We start from the raw sequence: 19309 nt of genomic DNA, 5'->3' as shown, positions 1-19309 counted from the left end.
GTGTTCAGAGGGCGGTGGTGCCGCCGTCGGCGACCAGTTCCAGGCCGTTGACGTAGCTGGAGTCATCGGAGGCGAGGAACAGGGCGACGGTGGCGATCTCCTCGGGGCGGCCCATCTGCCCGCGGGGGATGAGGGACTCGAAGGCGGCCCTGGTCGCCTCGTCGAACAGTTCTTCCTGTTTGGCAGTGCCGACCTGGCCGGGGGTCAGGACGTTGACCCGGATCTTGCGGTCGCGCAGTTCGTTGAGCCAGACGCGGGCCCATGCCTGCTGGACGGCTTTGCTTCCCGCGTAGAGGCTCCAGCCGGGGAAGGCGCCGAGGGAGGCGTTGGATCCGGTCATGAAGACTGAGCCGTTGTCGTTGATCAGCGGGAGTGCCTTCTGCACGGTGAATAGGGTGCCGCGCGCGTTGAGCGAGAAGGCGCGGTGGAACTGTTCCTCGGTGATCTCGCCGAGGACGGCGGGTTCGCCCATCCCGGCGCTGGCCCACAGCACGTCGATCGAGCCCTTTTCCCGCTTGACGGTGTCGTACAAGCGGTCTAGGTCGTCCAGGTCGGCCGCGTCGCCCTGGACGGCGGTGACGTTGCGGCCGATCAGCTTGACGGCGTCGTCCAGTGCTTCCTGCCGCCGGGCCTGGATGAAGACATGCGCGCCTTCCTCGACGAACAGTTTGGCGCCGGCCAGTGCCATGCCGGTGGATCCGCCGGTGATTACCGCAACCTTGCCATCGAGCTTTCCCACGATCACTCCATTGAGTCGATGAGTATTCAAAACAGATGCTGGTCGGAGCGCCGTTGTCAACGGTTGTGTCGTCGAAACCGTCGAATGACGCAACGGGGCTCGGCTCAATTCATCATCTGTCTATGCCGATCCCAGCTCGCTGCTGCCAAGTCCGAGGGCGAATTCTTATACCGATTTCACTCCGGTCCCATCGGGTACCCATGAAGCGTGCCATTGGCCTGAGTAGGTGTCCAAGACCTCTTTCAGTCGTTGCGATACCCTGAAGGCATCGCCCGACCGGGAGGCTCCATGGATCTGGACCTGCGCAAGCTGCGCTACTTCGTCGCCGTCGCCGACAAACTGCACTTCGGCCGCGCCGCTGATGAGCTGCACATCGCGCAGCCGGTGCTCAGCCGCCAGATCCGCGCGCTGGAACACGATCTCGGCACCCCGCTGCTGATCAGGGACAGCCACGGCGTGGAACTGACCGACGCCGGCAGGCAGTTGCTGACCGACGCCGGCCCGCTGCTGGCCTCCGCGCACGCGGTCCGCCGCCGGGTGACCGTGGCCGCGCGCGGCAGCCAGCGGCTAATGGTCGGCTTCCGCGCGGGCATCACGGCCACCCCAGCGGTACGGCAGTTCGCCGTCCAGCACCCAAGCGTGATCGTGGACGTGCAGCGGATCGAAGGGGACGACCAGGCCACGCTGCTGCTCGACGGCCGCATCGACGTCGCCTACGTGCGATTGCCCATCGACGAGACCGGCCTGCGCGTCACCCCGCTGTACACCGAGCCCCGGGTGGCGGTGCTGCCCGCCGGCCACCGGTTAGCCGGCAAGGAGCAGATCACCGAGGCCGACCTGGCCGGCGAGCCGTTGGTCTGGCATGCGGACACGAGCACGCAGCCCACCAGGCGCACGCACCCTAACGCCGGATACCTGATACGCGGGGTGGACGAGACACTCGAGCATGTCGCGGCCGGCCGAGGCATCTCGTTCCTGGCCCGTTCGGCGACCGTGTTCTACTCACATCCGGACGTCAGCTATGTCCCCATCCCGCAGCTGGCACCCGACCAGGTGTGCCTCGCTGTGGCGGCATCGCGCGCCTCGCCGCTAGTCGACGACTTCGTCACCGCGGCTCAGGCGACGGCCGAGATCACGGCAGAATGTGGGAACTATGAAATGTGGCAGCTTGACGGCGGCGCCATTGCAAGAGACGGCTGATTAATCAGCGAGACAGTGTCACTCCTTTATTTCGATCTCATCGATAATGCGGAGAATCCGCGCGGATGGTGTGATCCGGCAAGGGTTGCCGAGATATCCCGAGGCAATATGGGCCAACCGACGAAGTGGGTGTCGCAACCAATTCCAACAGAACGCTCTGTGCACTACATCGGCATGAGCAGACACCGCCCTCGCCTCTACAGAAAACGCCGACGCCGACTCCTTCGGGTCCGCCGAAGAGGTCTCCACCCCGAAGCGCCTGGTCAGAGCGTTGCCTGTGGGATCGGAGTCTCAAATGACGAAACCGCGGCCGACCCCAGCAAGCCCCCACAACGCTTCACATCGACCTTTAGCACACCTACAGGCGTGGCGTTAGGCGGCCCGAGACGCCGGCCGGCGCCAGCCATCCTGGGCGCAGCAACGCCTGACCAGTTCGACCTCTACTGGGAGGTCACGCCGCACCGCTCGACCTCCATCACCGCAGGTCAAGGCCCCTCGTCTCGCCGGCATCGGTGAGCACGCCGCGGCCAGGAAGAGCACGAAGGGCCGCAGGTTGGCCCGGGACGATCCGCGCAGCTCAGCCGGGTTGAGCGCGGCTCGGCACCAGAACCCCTGGCCGCGTGGTCGAGTTGCGATGATGTTGTGGTCAACCGCGCGGCGCTCGGTCCGCAGGAGCGTCGCGACGCCGAGCTGCACGGCTCGGCGGTGCGGGGATGGTGCCGTCAGCGCGAGTCGTGGCCGGCGCAGTCGCAGCCGCAGCCTTGGATGTGCGGCGCTGGAGCGTGAGAGTCATGACCAGCACGACCAGCGCTCCGACGATCAGCCCGAGGATCGCGCTGGCCACCGTGTTGACGAGCCAGCCGAGGAGCCCGCCGAGAACACCCGTGGCGTCGTGGGCGGCGACCTCCACGTCATGCACGGCCTCGTACAGGAAGTGCAGGTTCAGCTCGTTCGTGCCGAGCAGCAGGATGTGCCCGCCCACCCACAGCATCGCCGCGGTGCCGACTACCGTCAGCACGGTGAGGACCACCGGCATGGCCCTCACCAGACCGCGGCCGAACGTCGCGACGGCGCCGGAACGTTGCGACAGGCGCAGCCCGGCGTCGTCCATCTTGACGATCAGGGCCACCACGCCGTACACCAGAACGGTTATGACGACGGCGACGACAGCCAGGATCGCCAGGCGGGACCCGAACGCCTCATCGATCACCTCATTAAGGCTGATGACCATGATCTCCGCCGAGAGGATCAGGTCGGTTCGTACCGCCCCAGACACCAGTGTCGTCTCGTCCTGCACCTTCTCCTCGCCCGCGCCGGAGGCACCGTGATGGGCGATCTTGTCCCACACCTTCTCCGCGCCTTCATAACAGAGGTAGGCGCCGCCGAGCATGAGGATCGGAGTGAGCAGCCAAGGCACGAACTGACTGAGCAGCAGCACCGCCGGCAGGATGATGAAGAACTTGTTGCGCAGCGACCCCACGGCAATGCGCTTGATAATCGGCAACTCGCGCTCGGCCGCCAGGCTCCGCACGTACTGCGGCGTGACGGCAGCATCGTCGACGACGACGCCCGCAGCCTTGGCGCCGGCCTTCGCGGCGGCCGCCCCGATGTCATCGATCGACGCGGCAGCGGCACGGGCCAGCACCGCCACGTCATCCAGCAGGGCTACGAGTCCACCGGCCAAGGGAGGGTCCTTCCAGGGTTGCGCAGAATTCGAACTGGCCCATTCTCGCCCAAGTCCCCGCGCCCGGCACGCCACCGCCCGGTCGCATCTGGGGCGGGAAGCCGGGCGAGAGCTCGAGGTGACCGGCTATCGCGCTCAGCCGACGACCCACCACCACCGCACCCGGCCCGCGCCAGCCATTGCGGAACGACACGCCTGACCACTTCGGCCCCGCCGAAGGGGTCATCACAGAGGATGCGCTGGTCACGGGATCGCCAGTGGGATCGGTGTCTCAGCTAACGGGACCAGCTACTGGTCCGGCACGGCGGGACTGTGCGCTCGAACATCGATGAGGCCACCTTTGAACAGGCGCAGACGCTGCTCGTACGACACCGGTTGGGTCTGGACCTCCCGCAACGGCAACGCCGCGCCCGCAACCCGTACGTCTTCCGCGGCCCGATCTACTGCGCCGCCTGCAACCGGCGGATGCAGGGCCAGTACAACCACGGCGCCGCCTACTACCGCTGCCGCTTCCCCCAGGAACACGCCCTCGCCAACGACGTCTCCCATCCCCGCAACGTCTACCTCCGCGAGGAGACCCAAGCTGAACGGACCCGAGCCGAAACCGAGCTGCACACGGGGACCTCCGCCGCACCACGCCGGATGACCCAGGCAGAGATCACCGCGCTGGTTCACGCCCTCGGGAACATCGTCACCGTGCTCCGCGACGCGGACCCCGCCGACAAAGCCGAGGTTCACCGCCACTCGGCCTGCGGCTGACATACCACCCCGAAGCGCAAACGGTGCACGCTGAAACCGATCTCAGCGCGCACCGTGGGCCTATGGTTCGTGTCCGAGGGGCGACACGATCCTTTACCCCACCGCCGTTGGCGCTCGGCGCAACTCTGAAGCTCACGCAAGCCTAGCTGCGGTGGTGACCTCTTCGGATCCGCCAAAGAGGTCATCGCAGAGGATGCGCTGTCACGGCGCCTCGCCCACGGCGACCACCTGCACCGGTACGGCGCGCTCCCCGGCGTGCACGCGTCGAAAGCGAGATCGTCGCGCGGAGGATCAAGCGGACGGGACCGCTGGTCGCCTCCGGAGCCTGAGCGCGGCTTGCTTTCGAGCGCGCTCGAAGCTCTAGCGTCGGCGTCATGACCACGACGAACGAGACGAAGACATGGATCATCACGGGCGCGAGTTCGGGCCTCGGTCTGGGGCTCGCCGAGGCGGCACTCGAGGCTGGCGAGCATGTGATCGGGACCGCGCGACGGGCCGAACGCTTCGACGGGCTCAAGGCGCGGTACGGGGATGGGCTCCTCGCTGTCGAGCACGATGTGCGCGACACGGCCGGAGCGGCCGGGGTCGTGCAGCGGGCGCTGGAGGTGTTCGGGCGCGTCGACGTGCTCGTCAACAATGCTGGCGCCCCGCCAGTCACCCGAGCTGCACCCCGGCGCCGGTGCCGCCCTGCTGAAGCTGCCCAGACGGGTCAACGACCGCCGCACGGACAACTCAATCGAGGAGAACGGGTGATCACCCCCAACCGAAACCCTTCGCCTTCTACGGCCGCATCTCGACCGAAGACAACCAGGACCCCGAATCATCTAGAAGCTGGCAACTCACTCGGGCAACCATGCTCCTCCAGCCTCACGGCGGCCGAATTGTCGCCGAGTACTTCGACATCGGCCAGAGTCGCTCCCTCCCATGGCAGCGCCGGACCCAAGCCAATCTCCTGCTCGCGGCGCTACGCAATCCACGGCGGGTTCTCCGCCGTCGTCGCGGAGAACCGGCGGCGTCGCTGCCGGCAGCTTCCTCGGCTTGGAGCTCCGCCTTGGCCTCCTTGATCCGATTCCGGCCCCAGCGCTCGCTGCGGCCGAACCCCGTGCCGAGGGCCAGCCCGGTGAGCGGCTCACCGGCGGCGCTGAGTCCCACCACGCCTTCCGCGTCGTCGCGTCAGCCAACGACGGCCCGTCCGCGCTCCACCGCACGGTCCCCGACCCGGCACTGAACACGAACCGGGCCTTGAAGTCGGCCGTGATCGTGCTCCGGAACCACACACTCTCCACCAGCGCGTACGTGCCGCCCGCCGGGATTGGCAGCACCAACTGCGGATCCGACAGGAAGCTGGCCGTCCGGTTCTCCGGCTCGGTTGATTTGTGCGCCCACACCGGCAGCATGGAGGGCCGAGCCGCCCAGCCGGCGATGTGGTTCCAGGCCCGGCAGCGTCCAGGGCCGGGTCGTCGCGCAGGGCGTCGAATGCCGCCACGGCCTGCGTCTCCAGCTGGCCCAGCGCGTCGAGGTCGAGCCCGTCCAGGCTCCCAGGGATCTCGAATTCCACCGTCGGCTCCTCAGCAAGGTAGGGATCTCAGTCCCGACCGGCCCGCAGCCAGCATCTGCAGTTCAGCGCACAGCGTAACCCAGTGAGGGCCACTTCCGATCAAGGCAGCCAGGGCTGCAACATGGCAGGGAATCAATGGATCCCAGGCATGGGTGATGTCTGGAGGTCCACGGCGTGACGGAGGCGGCCTCACCTCGCCACCAAGCTTGCGTCGGCACGGACAGGCGACCAGAATGCTCCAGCCTGCCCGTGCGGTGTGCCATCCGACGAGCCACGAAAGGCGGGCGCCACACATGCCCATGACGAGCAGCTAGGTCCGCAACTGTGGGAGTTCCCGCTACCGCGTGCGCGGCGGCGGCCACTCCCCCGGCGATCGCGATCTTGCTTCTTCTTGTCGTAGTCCTGCTGGTGAGGCAGGTCGACAGGAAGGGCGGAAGCTTCGAGGTCGACTGGAAAACCGTCGCGTTCCGCATCAAGTATTCGTCCAATCCTGATGGCCTCCACTCGCGTGCTGAGGCTCAGGATCAGACCGCGCAACCCGAGGTGACTGCTACGTCCGTACCGCAGCCCGCCGAGGAGGCCGCGCGACCTCCTGCGGGAGGTGGCGGCCCGTGAGATAGACGCGGTGCGGTGCCGTCGGCACCGCACCGCCTTTTTACGCCTGCACCTCGACAGACCGCGCCCGCCACCAGGCGACCCCAATGCAAGTGGGCTCCTATGTGACAGCGCGTCGAGAGTAGACGAGCCTTATTTCACCTACTATCATTAAGCGCATGCCTGACGGACCTGTGCGCGTAACGGGACCACTCCTGGCCGTCCTGAACGCCCTACTCGAAGCCGACGACCACGAGCTGCACGGCTGGGCGATCATGAAGGCCACGGGGAAGTCCGGACCGACCATCTACAAGATCCTGGAGCGGCTCGGTGAGTCGCGGTGGGTGACCTCCCGCTGGGACACGAACACCGAACCCGGCAAGCCTCGCCGCCGGTACTACCAGCTCACCGGACACGGCGTGGACAGCGCCCGACAGCTGATCGCCCAACGGCAGCCCAAGACCGCGTCGACCATTCGGACCCGCCTGGCTTTCGGCTGGTGCCAGGCGTGAACCACTGGGAGATCATCCTCGGCATCCTGTTCGGACTCGTCGTCAACGAGGTCACCGACATCTCGCCCTGGGCCGCGCGGAAGCTGGCCCGGTGGTCGGCCTACCGCTGGACGACGGACCCCGAGATGGCCGCAGGGTACGCCGAGGAGTGGACGGCAGTCATCGACGACCGGCCCGGCAAGCTGCTCAAGCTCCTGACCGCCGTGCGGTTCGCCTTCGGGGCTGCCGGTCGAGCTGCGCCCAGGGCTGCCATTCAGGCCCTCCGCTCGCTCCGTGACCGCTACCTGCAACAGAAGAGGTCTACCAAGATCGTCCTGGAAGTCGTCAAGCATCCGAGACCGGGAGAGGCTGTCTTCTATGTGGACGAGTGGAAGCCCGAGTACGCCCGTCACCTTAACCAGGATGGCGTCGTCGTAGAGGTCAAGAACTATCGGCCGACTAACTGGCATAAGGACAGGCTCTGGCAAAAGCGGATGATCGCTCTGCCTGAAAACGAACACGGCAAGCTCAAGGGGTTCATGCGCCGCCTCATGCCCCGACGCAGGTAGGCCAGCACGCCAGTGCTGTAGCCGTCGAACGGGCAGCCCGTTGCCCAGATGATGCTCTTGGGGTGCGGTGCCGATGGGCACCGCACCCCTCGCGTTCTACCTCTGCACCTGGCGGACGATGCCACCGCCGCCCTTACGCACATCGGCGATCTCCGCGTCTGTCTTCGACACGAACTCACCGCCGGCCCGACCATCCTCGTAGGACAGCACCCACACGGTGCCGCCCCGGGCCTTGCCGCCGCACTTGCAGCCCACAGCGCTCTCTTCCCCTACTTGCCGTGCACGTCGGCGGCCATCGCCGCCACGAGGGTCTTCCGGTCCCGGCCGATCGACGCCGCGATCTGCTCCGCGTTCGCCATCGTGGCCAGGCGGTGCCGCTCGGCCGCGAAGCCGGCGGCCACGGCCCGGCGCACCGCCGCGTCCAGGGCGGCCGGCGACAGCGGGTTGCGCTGCCGGCGGGCGACCGGCTCCGACGCCTTCCACCCGGCCCAGCCGGAGGCGACCATCGCCCCCGTTACCTTTTTGATCGTCCCCAGCCGGGGACCCTCGGTCGCCCGGCCCGGTATGACTTCCTGCCCCTGTCGTTCGGATGATCCGGGGGGTGTTGTCGCCGGGTCGGGTGGCGTCGGCGGACCGCTGATAGGGACACGGCCACCCGTGTTCGGGTAGGTCTCTTCGTAACGTGGCTGCCGCAAGTCCGACGTCCTGACTGCGGCCGAGGCCACGATGCGATGCGTGGAGGCGGGTCTGGTGCACGACGGATATGGCGTCTTCCTGGGCTTGGACGTCGGCAAAGAGGGTCACCACGCGGTCGGGTTGGCCCCGGACGGCAAGCGGCTGCACGACGCGCCGTTGCCGAATACCGAGGCCCGGCTGCGGCAACTGTTCGACAAACTCGCCCGCCACGGCCAGGTCCTGGTCGTGGTCGACCAGCCCGCCTCGATCGGCGCCTTGCCGGTCGCGGTGGCTCGGGCGTGCGGGCATCAGGTGGCCTACCTGCCCGGCCTGGCGATGCGCCGGATCGCCGATCTGCACCCCGGCAGCGCGAAGACCGACGCCCGCGACGCCTACGTCATCGCTGACGCGGACCGCACCCTGCCGCACACGCTGCGGCGGGTCGACACCGGCGACGACACGTTGGCTGAGCTGGAAGTCCTCGTTGGTTTCGACGACGATCTCGCTGGCGAAGCCACCCGGGTGTCCAACCGCATCCGGGGCCTACTCACCCAGATCCACCCCGCCCTGGAACGCGTCCTCGGCCCGAAAGTGCAGCACAAGGCTGTGCTGGAGCTGCTCTCGCGCTGCGGCGGCCCGGCCGGTCTGCGCAAGGCTGGCCGTCGCAAACTGCTCTCGATCGCCGCTGTCCACGCGCCCCGCATGGGTGAGCGGCTCGTCGAGCAGGTCATGGCCGCTCTCGACGAGCAGACCGTCACCGTCCCGGGCACGACAGCGGCGGAAACGGTCCTGCCCCGTCTCGCCGACAGCCTCCGCGACGTCCTGCGACAACGCGACCAGGTTGCCACTCAGGTCGAGAGGATGCTTGATGCGCACCCTCTTGCCCCGGTCCTGACCTCGATGCCCGGCATCGGCGTCAGGACCGCCGCCCGGATACTGCTCGAAGTCGGCGACGGCACCGCGTTCGCCACCCCCGGCCACCTCGCCGCCTACGCCGGGCTTGCCCCCGTGACCCGACGATCCGGAAGCAGCATCCGCGGCGAGCACCCACCCCGAGGCGGCAACAAGAACCTCAAACGCGCGTTCTTCCTCGCCGCGTTCGCAGCCCTCGCCGACCCCGTCAGCCGGGCCTACTACGACCGCAAACGCGCCGAAGGCAAACGCCACAACGCCGCCCTCATCTGCCTCGCCCGCCGCCGCTGCGACGTCCTATACGCCATGCTCCGCGACAAAATCCCCTACCAACCACGGCCGCTGCCGGCTCTAACATCAGCGGCGTGATGGACCTGGACCTTGATGACTTCGCCGACGTCGTCACCGCCCACGCCAGCCAATGGAACGGCGCAGGCGTGCGATGGAAACTGCATCGCGGCCCCACCCGCGACAAGTCAGCAGCCTGGATCGTCTGCACCACCACCGACCACGAGGCCCAGCTGACCGTCTGGACCAGCGGCGAAGCCGAACTTGACCTCGCCCGCATCTCCACAGGCACCGTCATCAGCACCCACTACGAAATGTCCACCACCGCCGACCTCACCGCCCGCCTCGACGAACTCACCCACTGGCTAACGTCGGCCCCTTCCGGGACTTGACCAAACCCATAGGGACACCCCCCCGAGCGGCCCCGCACCACGGAGAACCCGCCGACGTTGACGAACAGCGCCGCGACGAGCTGCCGCGCCCCGCCGATCCACCGCCAGTCCCCCGACAGCGGCGACCGGCGCAGCAGTTGCACCTGCTCCGGCTTCGCTTCGGGCACCAGCGATCCGGCGACCCACGTACCGTGGGCGTCCCGGCCGGCGCGGACCACCGCCACCTGCGTGCCCGTGTCGTCGTGCGCCACCGTGCTCGCCGCGCTGGCCGCGCTGGCCGCCAGGTCGGCGTGCCCGGTCGACGCCGTGATGTGCCCATCCGCGATCAGCTCGCCCTTGGCCGTCTGGATCTCCGGCCGGTGGAACCAGTCGAAGCCGCCTTCCTCCGGCGGCATCACGCACTGCCCGCCAGTCAGGAACGACAGGTGGCAGTCCCGGTCGGCCAGGTGCCCGCCAGGGGTGCTCAGGGACCGCAGGCAGGGCCTCACCGGCCTCCACCTCGATCATCGCGCAGCGGCAGTTCACGACCTGCCTGGCGGGCGCGGCCGCGCCCGCCGGGGAACCGCAGCGGCACCCCGCCGACCATGAACACGCCGTCCAGGGCGACGCGCTGCCCGTCCGCGTCGCGGTGGTCGTCGCGGATCCGCTCGTCGTGCATGGCCACCCACACCTCGTCCAGCTTCTCGTCGAGCGCGTGCTCGGCGGTCAGCCAGGCGGTCAGCGTGCCCGCGTTGTACGCGCCGATCGTCGCCGTCCGGGCGATCGTGACCGCCCGGTCCTCCTACGACAGCTCGCCGAGGATCGCCTCGATCGCGTCGCGGATAAGCGGGATGCTCGCGCCTTCGGCGGTGAGCTCCGCGACGACGGCGGTAGCCTGCGTCCACGCGCTGTCGGGCACCCCGGAGAACGCGTTCGGCAGCGCCGCCAGGTACTCGTCCTTCATCTGCGCCACGCGCAGCAGCTCCAGGTCGCCGCCCGCGTCGGCCACACCCGCGAGGAACGTCGCGTCGACCTCGGGCAGCAGGTGCACCGTCATCGCCTCGAACCACGCCTGCCCGGCCCCGGCGAGCGCAAACGGGTCCGGCGGAAGCGCCGCGGCGGTGACCGGCAGGGTCATGGACCGCGCCGAGCGCAGCCAGCTGCTCAGCGCCGACCAGGCGGCCCGCTCAACGCGCTTCTCGGCGGCGAGCACCCGCGGCTCATGGTCAAGGCGCAACGGCAGCCACAGGTCCGGCTCGGCCACGGTCACCCCTGCAAAGGCAGCACGGCGACCACGTTGATCGTCGAGCCCGTGACCTGCACACCGCTATCGGGCAGGACCGCCGGCATCCCCGACGGGGTGCGCGACACCCGGTGGATCGTCAGCGCGCTCTCGCGCAGCTCCAGCTTCGTGCAGGAGGCTGTGCCGCAAACGGGTGACCTGCTGCGCGGCGAGATCGTGGCGGGCCACCACCACCTGCCCGCCGCGGAGGGCGCACGTCTTCGCGGCGACCTTTGCACCGTCCGCCTCTTCGGCCTGGTACTGCTCGGCGGTCATCTGGGAGTTGGCCCGCCCCTCCTCCTGGACCGCGTACTCACCGGCGACCCTGGCGAACTCGTCGGTGATGATCACCTCCACCTTCTCGGGGCTGGGGATCTCCGCCGCGAACTCGGCGAGCACGGTCCGCCAATTTGCCTGCTGGGCGGTCGGCAGGTCGCGCGCCACCCGGTACGTCACATTGATCTCACCGGACATCCCACCAGTATGTCCGGCGGGTCGGACAGCCAACCGCCGATCGAACCTCTGTACGAGTAGCCTGCGAGCGTGGAGTGGCGCAACCGGTGGCACATCACCATCCGCTGGGACCGGGGTGGTAACAGGCCGTCCGGCGTGACGGTCATCGAGCGCGTCGTGGACTCCCCCGCCGAGCTGCGGTACCTGGTCGACCGGGCCCGCGCCGACCCGCACGTAGTCGCCTACCCGTACCGCCAGATCCGCGAGCTGGTCGGCGAGAAGCCCGAGGTCTGCGAGGAGGGACATCCATACGCCGGCGGCTCGGCGACCCGGCCTGTCCGAGGCTGGCAGCCGTGCTCCTGCGGCGGCCATCTCGTGCTCCGCTGCCGCCTCTGCCCCGACGTCCGGACCGACACGGCCACCGACGTTGACTGCGACGTCTGGCCACGGTGACTCCGTAGCAGTTATGGCGGAGTCCCGTCCACGGGTCTTCGACAAGGCAGTTCGCGTCGTCCCGAGTCCCATCTACGGGTCGGGTGGACAACGCCACCGAGGAGCTGCCGGAACTCGGTGGCAAACTGTCAAATCCTGGACGTCGACCCCCTCTGCCAGGCATTCTTCTCCAGGCGTCGCGCACTTGCGGCCGTCCATCCGGGCCAGAACTATCGGGCTCACCTTGTTCCACAAGGCTTTCGACCCGGGGGGCCCGATAGCGCGCTAACGGGTGCCGTGGGTCCGGGATGCCGTAATTCCCGGTTAGAGTCTCAGGAGTTCGGCACCAAGGACGGGGCCACAGCACGTGGACCCACTTCGAGGCGCCGGACGACGTGCCACGGTTGACCGACCCGGCACACAGAAAGGGCGGGCACCCGGTCTCTGACCACCGGGCACCCGCCGAAGCAACATCTAACCGCCGCCCAGGCAGAAAGAGTGATGCCATGGCCACACTACCGGCCTACACCGAAGAATCGCAGCACAAGGTCCCGAACGCAGCGCCGCAGGGCCGCGCGATCCCGCTGCGCACCGTCGCATTCGCGCTGATCGCGGCCTTCGTCGGCGTCGGCGCGCAGTACCTGCCGGAGATGTCGACGCCGGTAAGCCTGGCGCTGGCCACGTTCCTGGTCTTGGACCGCGTGGACCGGCAGATCCGCTGAACCAGTACGGCCCCCGCACCGGCATCGGTGCGGGGGCTGCCTGGTCCGTCAGCCGGACTAGCTTGAAGCTGGTCCGCCAGCCGGACTAGCCCCGGTCGTCCCGGCGACGATCGCGGCGCCCGCGTCGACGCGCAAGCCGGGCCCGGCGATGTCGCCGCCGACCGCGCGTACCGCTCCGATCCGCTCGAACACCTGCCGGCCGTTCCCCAACGCCGCGACGGACGGCACTACCAGCTCGGCACGGCGGTCGGCGACGTCGGCGACCACCGACCGCCAACTGCGCGTGCCGACGTGCTGGCACACCACGTGCAGGCCCTCCTGGGCGCACCACCGTTGCGCCACTTGGCCAGCTCCTCGGCGGCAGCTTGCCCGCCCCGCACCGTACCGGCGAACACCACCGCCCGGCGCCGCACCCAGCGGCGAGCCGAGGGTCCCACCGCGCGTGCGCATAGAGACGGTTCAGGTCAGGGCCGGACCCGGGCGCGTCCCGGGCGCACCGCGCCCACTTCTGGGCCTCGACATCCCAGCGGACGGGCCAGCCGAACTCGCGGGCCTCGCGGTGGCCCGGCCAGTCGTCGGTCCACGTGGACGCGCCGCAGTCGTGGCCCTCGGGGTCGACCAGGGCCTGGCAGTCCATGCGCTTCAAGCCGCGCACCAGGCACTCGGCCACGTCACAGTCGTCCGCGTGCGACTCGCCGATAGTCACCTGACAGGTGGGGCAGGTGCCGCGCAGCAGGTCGTGCACGGGTACCTCCGTGCTGGTCGGAAGGGCCGTCGCGCTGGCGGCGCGCACCGAGGGGGTGCGCGCCGCCGGCTGGTCGACCCGTGGGGTTCAGACTCACTCGTGGCCTTTGGCTGCGGGCTCCGCCGCGTCCAGGTCGGTCTCGGCGTCCAGGTCGGTCTCGGCGCACGGGTCCGGGTCGACCGACTCGGGCTCGACGTCGTGCTCGGGCAGGTGCACGTCGACGACCGCCCGCTCCTCGCCGTCCTCCTCGTACGCCAGGCGCTCGGCTTCCTCCTCTGCCTCGGCGCGCTTCCGCTCGGTCAGGTCGCCGAGGTTGCTCGGGTGCGCGACCAGCTTCCGCGGGTCGAGCTGGGCCAGGTACGGCGCGTTGTTTGCCGTCTTGGCTGCCGCTTTCTGGCGGCGGGCCTTCGTGGTTGCTGCCACTTCCCGTTTCTTTCCACGTGAACGTGTACGACTTTGGCCGTACATATTCATTGCATCAGTCAAGATCATCTGTCGTCCGTCCAGGAACGCGGCTGACCTGCGGATTTGCTCCGGACGGCGGTGCGGTCCACGATCGAACGCATGCCACTGCTGCGTAACCGCAGGCTCGAACAGCTCCTCGGCGGGCCGATCGACGAAACCCTGACCTACCAGCAGGTCAAGGGGCTCATCCCGGACACCACGGAGGGCCCTGACCTGGATTTCAAGCGCGACACCTACTCAGGCAGCGACCGGGACCGGAAGGCCGTCTGCGGCGACGTCGGCGCGCTGGCTAACGCGAACGGCGGGATCCTGATCCTTGGCATGGACGAGGACGACCAGGGCCGCGCCACCAACGACACTGGCGTCACCATCAGCGACGACGAGCGGCGCCGGCTCCGGCAGACCGTCGTAGCCAACGTGCATCCGACGCCGGCCTTCGATATCGTCCCAGTCGAGGATCCCGACCGGCGCGGTACCGGCTTCCTGGTCATCTGGGTCGCTCGGTCGACGACAGCACCACATGCATACGTCGCCCAAAACAAGTCGCTGCTCTATCCGAAGCGGATCGGCACCGAGACCGTCTGGCTGTCCGAGGCAGAGGTGGCCGAGGCATACCGGGCGCGGTTCGCCGGATTCAAGAACCGGATTGACGAGGCCGCCCGCATCGAAGTCGACCTTCTCCAACGTCTCGCGGCCGACGAGATGTTCCTGGTCGTCACCTTGGTCCCAGACCTGCCAGGCCGCTTTACCGTCGACGCCGCCGCGCTGAGCGCCTTTCAACTGAGCAATGCCCGACAGCCGCCAGCCGCATTCGGGATGCGAGTACGTAGCTTCGTGCGGTCCACCGTGCGGCATCGCCGCCTGGTCGGTGCCGCCACCCATGAAGCCAACAAGCCGTACTCGCGTGGTGCGTGCGAGCTGCACGAAAACGGGAGCGGCGTCTTCGCTACGGCAGTCGATTCGGGATTCTCGGAAAACCCGAACGGGCGTGGCAGCCTCGTGGACGGACCATCGCTCACCGTCGGCATCTGCGCGGCGCTGCGATTTCTTGCCCGCCACGCACGCGACCGCGCGGCCGCTGGTGGCCTCGCCACTATCCGAGCCACCCTCTGGCCGGTCACGCCCATCTACGAGGGCGGTCCGGTCCCCCCGGTCAAGTTGGTCTCCAGCGTTGGGGACCCAAACGAAGAACTCGGAACCCACACGCTGGCCGAGCGACCGGTCGCCGACATGGTCGCCGACATCGACGATCTCTGGGACGACGGTCCGGCACTGGTCGCGGCGACGTACCGGCTGGCCAGTGAGCTGTTTCAGGCGTTCGGCGCTCCCGAGGTGCCCGCGATCACACCGGACGGAGCCGTCCGCCTCAATTACTGGTATCCGGAGCAGCAGCGCTATATCGCCGAGTGGACCAAGGAGGCCGGCGTCGAGCTGCGCAGGGGGTAGCTCATCGAATCCCCATCTCTCTCGGCCCCGCAGATGTCCGGATCGGTTGACCGAGGGGCGACGCCACCACCGCCCGCCGGGACTCCTTCGACCGCAGGTACGTCACGCCGTGCACCAGGGCGTCCAGCCGGTCCGGAGAGTCGCCGGACTCCGGCGTCCAGGTCGTCAGCTGATTCTCCATCGCCGGAAACGCGCCGACGTGATGCACCCGCGGCGGGTCGACCTCGTACCGGGCGGCCACCGGGCTTGGCGCGCACCCGCTTCGACGCGCGGGCCTGCACCACATCCAGCGGCGGGTCGCCGCCAGGCAGCAGGCCCTCCTTCTGCTTGGCCACCTACGCATCGACGAGGATGTCCCGCATCCACGCCGACGAGCCCTCGTAGACCACCACGTCGGCGTCGACGTCCAGGTAGCACTGCCAGAACCGCCGGGCAGCAGCCATGCCGGCGATCTTCATGCTCCGGTCGGCCAACACGTAGTGCTCGCCATCCTCACCTCGGCCGACGGCCACGATGCCCGTCTCGTCACTCGTCTCCGACACGGTGTCCCCCGGGTCGACGCTGACGACGGTGCGGACCAACTTCGGCACGTCGTCCTTGTCGACGCGACCAGCCTCGATCCACGCCGACTTCCACAGCGCGCTCTCAACGTCGGTCAACAGCTCGGCGTCCAGCTCCTGCCAGCCGAGCCGGGTGCCGCCGTACTGCTCCAGCAGCTCCTCCAGCGCCTCCTGGCTGAGGTTCGCCGCGTTGTCCAGGGTCCGGCCTCGGGTGATGACCACGCGGGGCCGGCGGCTACGCGCCTTCTGCTTCGCCGCCCGGGCCAGCAGCTTCTTCACGTGCGGCCGCGGCTTTGGGGTCGTGCTGATGACCATGTGCGGGCTCTCGGCCTCGCGCATGCAGAACCAGAGCATGTCGAACACGCCCTGCGCCGTCTGCATGGGCCAGGCGGCGTACTCGTCGCACCACACGCCGTCGAAGTCGTAGCCGCGGAGCACGTCGGGATCCTGCGCGCTGAAGCCGCAGATGATCGCGCCGTTCTTGAACTCCAGTACGGCTCGCTCTTGTTGAACGTCTTCAAGTCCTTCGGCGGCACCACGGCCAGCAGGCCGGCACGCCGGGCCGTGAAGCAGACGTTGTACACCTCGCGGTGCGTCTTGGCGATCACCGCGTAGTGCTCGCCCGGCTTCGCCGTCGCCCACTTCCGGACCGTCTCGGCACCGGTGCGGGTCTTGCCGAAGCTACGGCCGGCCAGCAGCATCCAGATTCGGTACGCCCTGTTCGGCTCCAGCTGCTCAGGCCGGGCGTGCCGAGGCCAGTCGTACCGGACAAGGCCCTGGACCTCGGACACCTCGCGCGGGTAGGCGGCCAGCTCGGCGTCGCTCATCATCGCCGGGTGCGGGTAGGCCAGCAGCATCGTTAAGCGCCCGTTCCGCATCTCGGCCTCGCGGTCGCGCAGGTCAACGACCGCGCACCAGGCGAGCGCCAGCAGCACCGTGCACATCAGCGCCGGGCAGCCGAGGCCGGCGAGGCCGGCCCAGCGGACCGCCGCCCACAGCGTCAGGGCGGTCAGCGCGAACCAGCCCGACAGCAGCAGCCGCCACGCCCACGCCCGGCAGGTCAGCGTCCGCCGCTGCGCCCGCGTCGGACCGACACGTGCCCGGCCGACAGCCCGTTGGCTCGGCTTCATGTTCAGCGCCGCCCACGTCTGCGGGCCAACGCCGGGCCCGCCGGGTCGGTACGCCGGCTGCGCGGCGGTCAGCAGCCGCGTCGACCGCAGGCCCCGCCTCACCGCGCCACCGCGAGCACCACGGCGGCCGCGCCGGACGCGACGACCAGCAGCCCGCCGACGGCGATGCCCCACACGGCCCAGCGCGGCGCCCGCACCTGTTCGTCAGCCCTGTGTCGCCGGCTCACCAGCCGCATCCTCGTCGTCGCCTTCGTCGTCGGGGTCGTCGGGGTCGTCGGGGTCGCCCGCAGGCGCGGCCTGGCCGGCGCGGGCCACCGCCTCGGCCATCAGCGCCCGGAAGAAGTCGGCGCGCTGCTGCTCGCTCATCTGGTCGACCTCGGCGCGGATCGGGCCGCCGTCCGGGCCGGTGTGCGCGGTGGTCGAGTCGGGCAGGCCCAGCGCCAGGCGCTCGACGCGCGTCGACACTCCAGCCAGCGGGCGATGTCCCCGGGGCCGAGCTTCGACGGGTCGAGGTTCTGCAACCGGGTCACAAGCTTCGCTTGCAGCGCCGACGCGATCCGGGCATGCCGTCTGGCCATGTCGCGCCGGTGCTCGGCCAGGCCCTCGGTGTACAGCCGGTCCTCTTCGCGGTCCCACGTCCTCGCCCGCTGCACCCACCTCAAGGTGCTCGCCAGCTTGTGGAGGTAATCCCGGCTCTTGTTGACCTCGGTGGCGGCCTTGGCGACGGTGCGGGTGCGGCCCAGGTCGCGGTACAGCAGGAAGTACCCGTACGCCTTCTCGGGCTCTCGGCGCTGCCTGTCCCAGGGCAGGACCTCAGGCTCGCTCACGGTCACCTCCTCGTGCTGTCGTGCGTGGTGCGGGCGGCCCGGTCTGCGGGGAAGTCGGGCCGGGCCGCCCTGTCTCAGCGGTGTCCGGGGGCTCGTCCGCCAGGCATGGGAGGTCGGGCGATCGCCGCGTTGCCGTACATCAGGGCGTCGTCGAGGCTGGTCAGCACGAGGGACATCCCCCGGCCGGCGGGCAGGCTGCGCATCGCCTCGGCCATGAGCACCTTCACGGCGGTACGCCACGCCAGGTGGCGCTCGGCCTGCTCCAGGCTGTGCGGCGGGCGGTGGTCGCAGCGGCGGTCCAGCTCGTAGCGCTGCCGCTCGTCGAGGCCGGCGTACGGGACAGCGGAGTCGGACATCTCGTTCTCCATCGGGGGGTTCATTTCTTCGACTACGACTACGACGGTGGCCGCTGGGTCGGGCGGGACGCCTCCGGCGAGGAGCCCTTCGCCTCGGTGATCGCGGGAGTGCTGAGCGGTTGGAACCCCGAGCACGACGAGGTCGGCCAGCTGGTCGGCGGCACCCTGCACGTCGGCGACCGTGCAGTGCGGCTGGGACTGTGGGAGGGCGAGGTGATCTCGTACGCTGCCGGGCGTGGGTGACTTCCTCAAGACGACGCTGGCCCGGGTGCCGGACGGATTCGACCTGCCGGAGCCGCTGCGCCTGCTCTTCGCCTGGGTCGACGAGCAGGGTTTCGTGGTGAAAGGGCACGACGGGGATCTGTACGGCTCGTTGAGCGACAACGGCTGGGTGGGCACCTCGATCGAGTTGCGTGGCTACACCGCCGAGCAGACCCTGTCGTACGCACGGTCCTGGTTCGACGAGTCGGTCCCGGATGCGGCCGCACGGTTGTGGCCGTTCGCGCAGACCGGTGGCGAGGGTTCGATGGCCGCGCTGTGGCGCGACGGTCGAGGACAGGTGAGGATCGTTCATCTCGGTTCGGGCAGCGGCTCGATGATGACGTGTGTGCTCGCCGACGATGCGGTCGACTTTCTGCGGCTGCTGGCGATCGGTTACCGGGAGATCTGCTGGAACGAGGAGTTCAGCGCGCCGCCCGAGCCGTGGGACGCCGACCACGAGATCGTCAATGCGCCCTACCGGGACTGGCTGCACCGCACCTTCGGTGTCACCGCCCCGGCGACCGGGCTGGAGATCGTGGCGGAGCCCGCCGAGATGGGCGACGAGGACACCACGGACCCGTTTTGTCGCTGGGTCGACAATACGGAAGTCTGAGCCCGTCACCGGGTCAGGACGCCATGGCGATCGCCGGCTCCGAAACTCTTGCCGGAGCCAACTTCATGCAGAGGCAGATACGCGAGATGTGCAGAAGTTCCGCCGGCCAGGCGCTGGGGACGGCACGACGGCGGCGGATCGGCCACCAACGTCCGCCAACAATGAGTAACTGGTGGA

The 19309-nt window shown here is 69.0% G+C and carries 27 protein-coding genes and 1 pseudogene; 12 read left to right on the top strand and 16 right to left on the bottom strand.

From position 1 onward, the window contains the following. Window positions 1-4 precede the first annotated feature (4 nt). The gene (locus ABZ794_RS01130; protein ID WP_210781879.1) at window positions 5-739 is read right to left on the bottom strand and encodes an SDR family oxidoreductase; all 735 of its coding nucleotides are present in this window, start codon (window positions 737-739) and stop codon (window positions 5-7) included. Window positions 740-1027: 288 nt separating this feature from the next. Here ABZ794_RS01130 and ABZ794_RS01125 point away from each other — a divergent pair, with 288 nt between their 5' ends. Beyond that, window positions 1028-1939, top strand: coding sequence for a LysR substrate-binding domain-containing protein (locus ABZ794_RS01125; protein WP_357513668.1), 912 nt, complete (start codon window positions 1028-1030; stop codon window positions 1937-1939). A gap of 646 nt (window positions 1940-2585) precedes the next feature. Here ABZ794_RS01125 and ABZ794_RS01120 read toward each other — a convergent pair. Then, entirely contained in the window at window positions 2586-3623 is a 1038-nt protein-coding gene (locus tag ABZ794_RS01120) for a DUF808 domain-containing protein (RefSeq protein ID WP_210781881.1), read from the bottom strand. A gap of 312 nt (window positions 3624-3935) precedes the next feature. Between ABZ794_RS01120 and ABZ794_RS01115 the strand changes: the two genes are divergently transcribed. The 4 genes from ABZ794_RS01115 to ABZ794_RS01100 all read left to right on the top strand — a co-directional run bounded on the left by ABZ794_RS01115 (window position 3936) and on the right by ABZ794_RS01100 (window position 7594). Beyond that, on the top strand, window positions 3936-4382 hold the full coding sequence (locus ABZ794_RS01115) for a zinc ribbon domain-containing protein (protein ID WP_357513666.1): 447 nt from the start codon (window positions 3936-3938) through the stop codon (window positions 4380-4382). Window positions 4383-4756: 374 nt separating this feature from the next. Then, window positions 4757-5446, top strand: coding sequence for an SDR family NAD(P)-dependent oxidoreductase (locus tag ABZ794_RS01110; protein WP_357513664.1), 690 nt, complete (start codon window positions 4757-4759; stop codon window positions 5444-5446). Between the two features lie 1267 nt (window positions 5447-6713). Further along, complete coding sequence (locus ABZ794_RS01105) at window positions 6714-7046, top strand: PadR family transcriptional regulator (RefSeq protein WP_357513662.1); 333 nt, start codon at window positions 6714-6716, stop codon at window positions 7044-7046. Beyond that, entirely contained in the window at window positions 7043-7594 is a 552-nt protein-coding gene (locus ABZ794_RS01100; protein WP_357513661.1) for a hypothetical protein, read from the top strand. Before ABZ794_RS01105 ends, ABZ794_RS01100 begins: the two co-directional genes overlap by 4 nt. Before the next feature lie 96 nt (window positions 7595-7690). Here ABZ794_RS01100 and ABZ794_RS01095 read toward each other — a convergent pair whose 3' ends face one another. Continuing rightward, on the bottom strand, window positions 7691-7849 hold the full coding sequence (locus tag ABZ794_RS01095; RefSeq protein ID WP_357513659.1) for a hypothetical protein: 159 nt from the start codon (window positions 7847-7849) through the stop codon (window positions 7691-7693). A gap of 14 nt (window positions 7850-7863) precedes the next feature. Further along, window positions 7864-8100: a hypothetical protein gene (locus tag ABZ794_RS01090; protein ID WP_357513658.1), complete on the bottom strand. Its 237-nt coding sequence runs from the start codon at window positions 8098-8100 to the stop codon at window positions 7864-7866. Window positions 8101-8320: 220 nt separating this feature from the next. On the opposite strand from ABZ794_RS01090, the gene ABZ794_RS01085 reads away from it, so the two are divergent. Together ABZ794_RS01085 and ABZ794_RS01080 are read left to right on the top strand one after the other, a co-directional pair. Further along, the gene (locus ABZ794_RS01085; protein WP_357513656.1) at window positions 8321-9550 is read left to right on the top strand and encodes an IS110 family transposase; all 1230 of its coding nucleotides are present in this window, start codon (window positions 8321-8323) and stop codon (window positions 9548-9550) included. Continuing rightward, on the top strand, window positions 9550-9861 hold the full coding sequence (locus tag ABZ794_RS01080; protein ID WP_357514193.1) for a hypothetical protein: 312 nt from the start codon (window positions 9550-9552) through the stop codon (window positions 9859-9861). Before ABZ794_RS01085 ends, ABZ794_RS01080 begins: the two co-directional genes overlap by 1 nt. On the opposite strand, the gene ABZ794_RS01075 is transcribed toward ABZ794_RS01080, so the two are convergent. From ABZ794_RS01075 to ABZ794_RS01060, 4 genes and pseudogenes are all read right to left on the bottom strand, one after another. After that, window positions 9777-10349, bottom strand: a complete 573-nt coding sequence (locus ABZ794_RS01075) for a hypothetical protein (protein ID WP_357513654.1) — start codon at window positions 10347-10349, stop codon at window positions 9777-9779. The two genes, ABZ794_RS01080 and ABZ794_RS01075, sit on opposite strands and share 85 nt — an antisense overlap. After that, window positions 10346-10627, bottom strand: a pseudogene (locus ABZ794_RS01070) (phage minor head protein); the annotation flags it as partial. The gene ABZ794_RS01075 and the pseudogene ABZ794_RS01070, both read right to left, overlap by 4 nt. Window positions 10628-10642: 15 nt before the next feature. Continuing rightward, window positions 10643-11104, bottom strand: coding sequence for a hypothetical protein (locus ABZ794_RS01065; protein ID WP_357513652.1), 462 nt, complete (start codon window positions 11102-11104; stop codon window positions 10643-10645). 63 nt (window positions 11105-11167) lie between these two features. Further along, window positions 11168-11596, bottom strand: a complete 429-nt coding sequence (locus tag ABZ794_RS01060) for a hypothetical protein (protein ID WP_357513651.1) — start codon at window positions 11594-11596, stop codon at window positions 11168-11170. A gap of 69 nt (window positions 11597-11665) precedes the next feature. Here ABZ794_RS01060 and ABZ794_RS01055 point away from each other — a divergent pair, with 69 nt between their 5' ends. Together ABZ794_RS01055 and ABZ794_RS01050 are read left to right on the top strand one after the other, a co-directional pair. After that, window positions 11666-12028, top strand: coding sequence for a hypothetical protein (locus ABZ794_RS01055; RefSeq protein ID WP_357513649.1), 363 nt, complete (start codon window positions 11666-11668; stop codon window positions 12026-12028). A 485-nt stretch (window positions 12029-12513) separates the two neighbouring features. Further along, on the top strand, window positions 12514-12729 hold the full coding sequence (locus ABZ794_RS01050; RefSeq protein WP_357513647.1) for a hypothetical protein: 216 nt from the start codon (window positions 12514-12516) through the stop codon (window positions 12727-12729). A 57-nt stretch (window positions 12730-12786) separates the two neighbouring features. Here the strand turns inward: ABZ794_RS01050 and ABZ794_RS01045 are convergent, their stop codons facing one another. Next, the gene (locus tag ABZ794_RS01045; protein WP_357513645.1) at window positions 12787-13071 is read right to left on the bottom strand and encodes a hypothetical protein; all 285 of its coding nucleotides are present in this window, start codon (window positions 13069-13071) and stop codon (window positions 12787-12789) included. Between the two features lie 496 nt (window positions 13072-13567). Beyond that, window positions 13568-13897, bottom strand: coding sequence for a hypothetical protein (locus tag ABZ794_RS01040; RefSeq protein WP_357513643.1), 330 nt, complete (start codon window positions 13895-13897; stop codon window positions 13568-13570). Between the two features lie 141 nt (window positions 13898-14038). Between ABZ794_RS01040 and ABZ794_RS01035 the strand changes: the two genes are divergently transcribed. Next, window positions 14039-15385 carry an ATP-binding protein gene (locus tag ABZ794_RS01035; RefSeq protein WP_357513641.1) on the top strand — a complete coding sequence of 449 codons (1347 nt, stop codon included), beginning with the start codon at window positions 14039-14041 and terminating at the stop codon, window positions 15383-15385. A 1-nt stretch (window position 15386) separates the two neighbouring features. Here the strand turns inward: ABZ794_RS01035 and ABZ794_RS01030 are convergent, their stop codons facing one another. The 6 genes from ABZ794_RS01030 to ABZ794_RS01005 form a co-directional block, all read right to left on the bottom strand. After that, window positions 15387-15566 (bottom strand): hypothetical protein, encoded by a 180-nt coding sequence (locus ABZ794_RS01030; RefSeq protein WP_357513640.1) that lies wholly within the window; start codon window positions 15564-15566, stop codon window positions 15387-15389. Between the two features lie 154 nt (window positions 15567-15720). Further along, the gene (locus ABZ794_RS01025) at window positions 15721-16587 is read right to left on the bottom strand and encodes a terminase family protein (RefSeq protein WP_357513638.1); all 867 of its coding nucleotides are present in this window, start codon (window positions 16585-16587) and stop codon (window positions 15721-15723) included. A 586-nt stretch (window positions 16588-17173) separates the two neighbouring features. After that, complete coding sequence (locus ABZ794_RS01020; RefSeq protein WP_357513636.1) at window positions 17174-17302, bottom strand: hypothetical protein; 129 nt, start codon at window positions 17300-17302, stop codon at window positions 17174-17176. After that, window positions 17280-17441, bottom strand: coding sequence for a hypothetical protein (locus ABZ794_RS01015; protein ID WP_357513634.1), 162 nt, complete (start codon window positions 17439-17441; stop codon window positions 17280-17282). Before ABZ794_RS01015 ends, ABZ794_RS01020 begins: the two co-directional genes overlap by 23 nt. Then, window positions 17438-17902, bottom strand: coding sequence for a hypothetical protein (locus ABZ794_RS01010; RefSeq protein ID WP_357513632.1), 465 nt, complete (start codon window positions 17900-17902; stop codon window positions 17438-17440). Before ABZ794_RS01010 ends, ABZ794_RS01015 begins: the two co-directional genes overlap by 4 nt. Window positions 17903-17976: 74 nt before the next feature. Then, on the bottom strand, window positions 17977-18258 hold the full coding sequence (locus ABZ794_RS01005; RefSeq protein ID WP_357513630.1) for a hypothetical protein: 282 nt from the start codon (window positions 18256-18258) through the stop codon (window positions 17977-17979). Window positions 18259-18354: 96 nt separating this feature from the next. Here ABZ794_RS01005 and ABZ794_RS01000 point away from each other — a divergent pair, with 96 nt between their 5' ends. Beyond that, the gene (locus tag ABZ794_RS01000) at window positions 18355-18501 is read left to right on the top strand and encodes a hypothetical protein (RefSeq protein ID WP_357513629.1); all 147 of its coding nucleotides are present in this window, start codon (window positions 18355-18357) and stop codon (window positions 18499-18501) included. Continuing rightward, on the top strand, window positions 18494-19132 hold the full coding sequence (locus ABZ794_RS00995) for a hypothetical protein (protein WP_357513627.1): 639 nt from the start codon (window positions 18494-18496) through the stop codon (window positions 19130-19132). The genes ABZ794_RS01000 and ABZ794_RS00995 overlap by 8 nt, the downstream gene beginning before the upstream one ends. Window positions 19133-19309 lie beyond the last annotated feature (177 nt).

This window comes from Micromonospora sp. NPDC047187 (assembly GCF_040643355.1).
GTDB classification, from domain to species: Bacteria; Actinomycetota; Actinomycetes; order Mycobacteriales; family Micromonosporaceae; genus Micromonospora; species Micromonospora salmantinae.
Note: the sequence above shows the minus strand (reverse complement) of the source record. Positions and strands in the feature narration are given on the sequence as shown.

Coding starts and splice junctions, on each gene's coding strand:
- ABZ794_RS01125 (WP_357513668.1), top strand. CDS start 1,028: ATGGATCTGGACCTGCGCAAGCTGCGCTACTTCGTCGCCGTCGCCGAC.
- ABZ794_RS01110 (WP_357513664.1), top strand. CDS start 4,757: ATGACCACGACGAACGAGACGAAGACATGGATCATCACGGGCGCGAGT.
- ABZ794_RS01105 (WP_357513662.1), top strand. CDS start 6,714: ATGCCTGACGGACCTGTGCGCGTAACGGGACCACTCCTGGCCGTCCTG.
- ABZ794_RS01090 (WP_357513658.1), bottom strand. CDS start 8,100: ATGGTCGCCTCCGGCTGGGCCGGGTGGAAGGCGTCGGAGCCGGTCGCC.
- ABZ794_RS01085 (WP_357513656.1), top strand. CDS start 8,321: ATGCGATGCGTGGAGGCGGGTCTGGTGCACGACGGATATGGCGTCTTC.
- ABZ794_RS01080 (WP_357514193.1), top strand. CDS start 9,550: ATGGACCTGGACCTTGATGACTTCGCCGACGTCGTCACCGCCCACGCC.
- ABZ794_RS01060 (WP_357513651.1), bottom strand. CDS start 11,596: ATGTCCGGTGAGATCAATGTGACGTACCGGGTGGCGCGCGACCTGCCG.
- ABZ794_RS01050 (WP_357513647.1), top strand. CDS start 12,514: ATGGCCACACTACCGGCCTACACCGAAGAATCGCAGCACAAGGTCCCG.
- ABZ794_RS01035 (WP_357513641.1), top strand. CDS start 14,039: ATGCCACTGCTGCGTAACCGCAGGCTCGAACAGCTCCTCGGCGGGCCG.
- ABZ794_RS01030 (WP_357513640.1), bottom strand. CDS start 15,566: ATGGAGAATCAGCTGACGACCTGGACGCCGGAGTCCGGCGACTCTCCG.
- ABZ794_RS01015 (WP_357513634.1), bottom strand. CDS start 17,441: ATGAGCGAGCAGCAGCGCGCCGACTTCTTCCGGGCGCTGATGGCCGAG.
- ABZ794_RS01005 (WP_357513630.1), bottom strand. CDS start 18,258: ATGTCCGACTCCGCTGTCCCGTACGCCGGCCTCGACGAGCGGCAGCGC.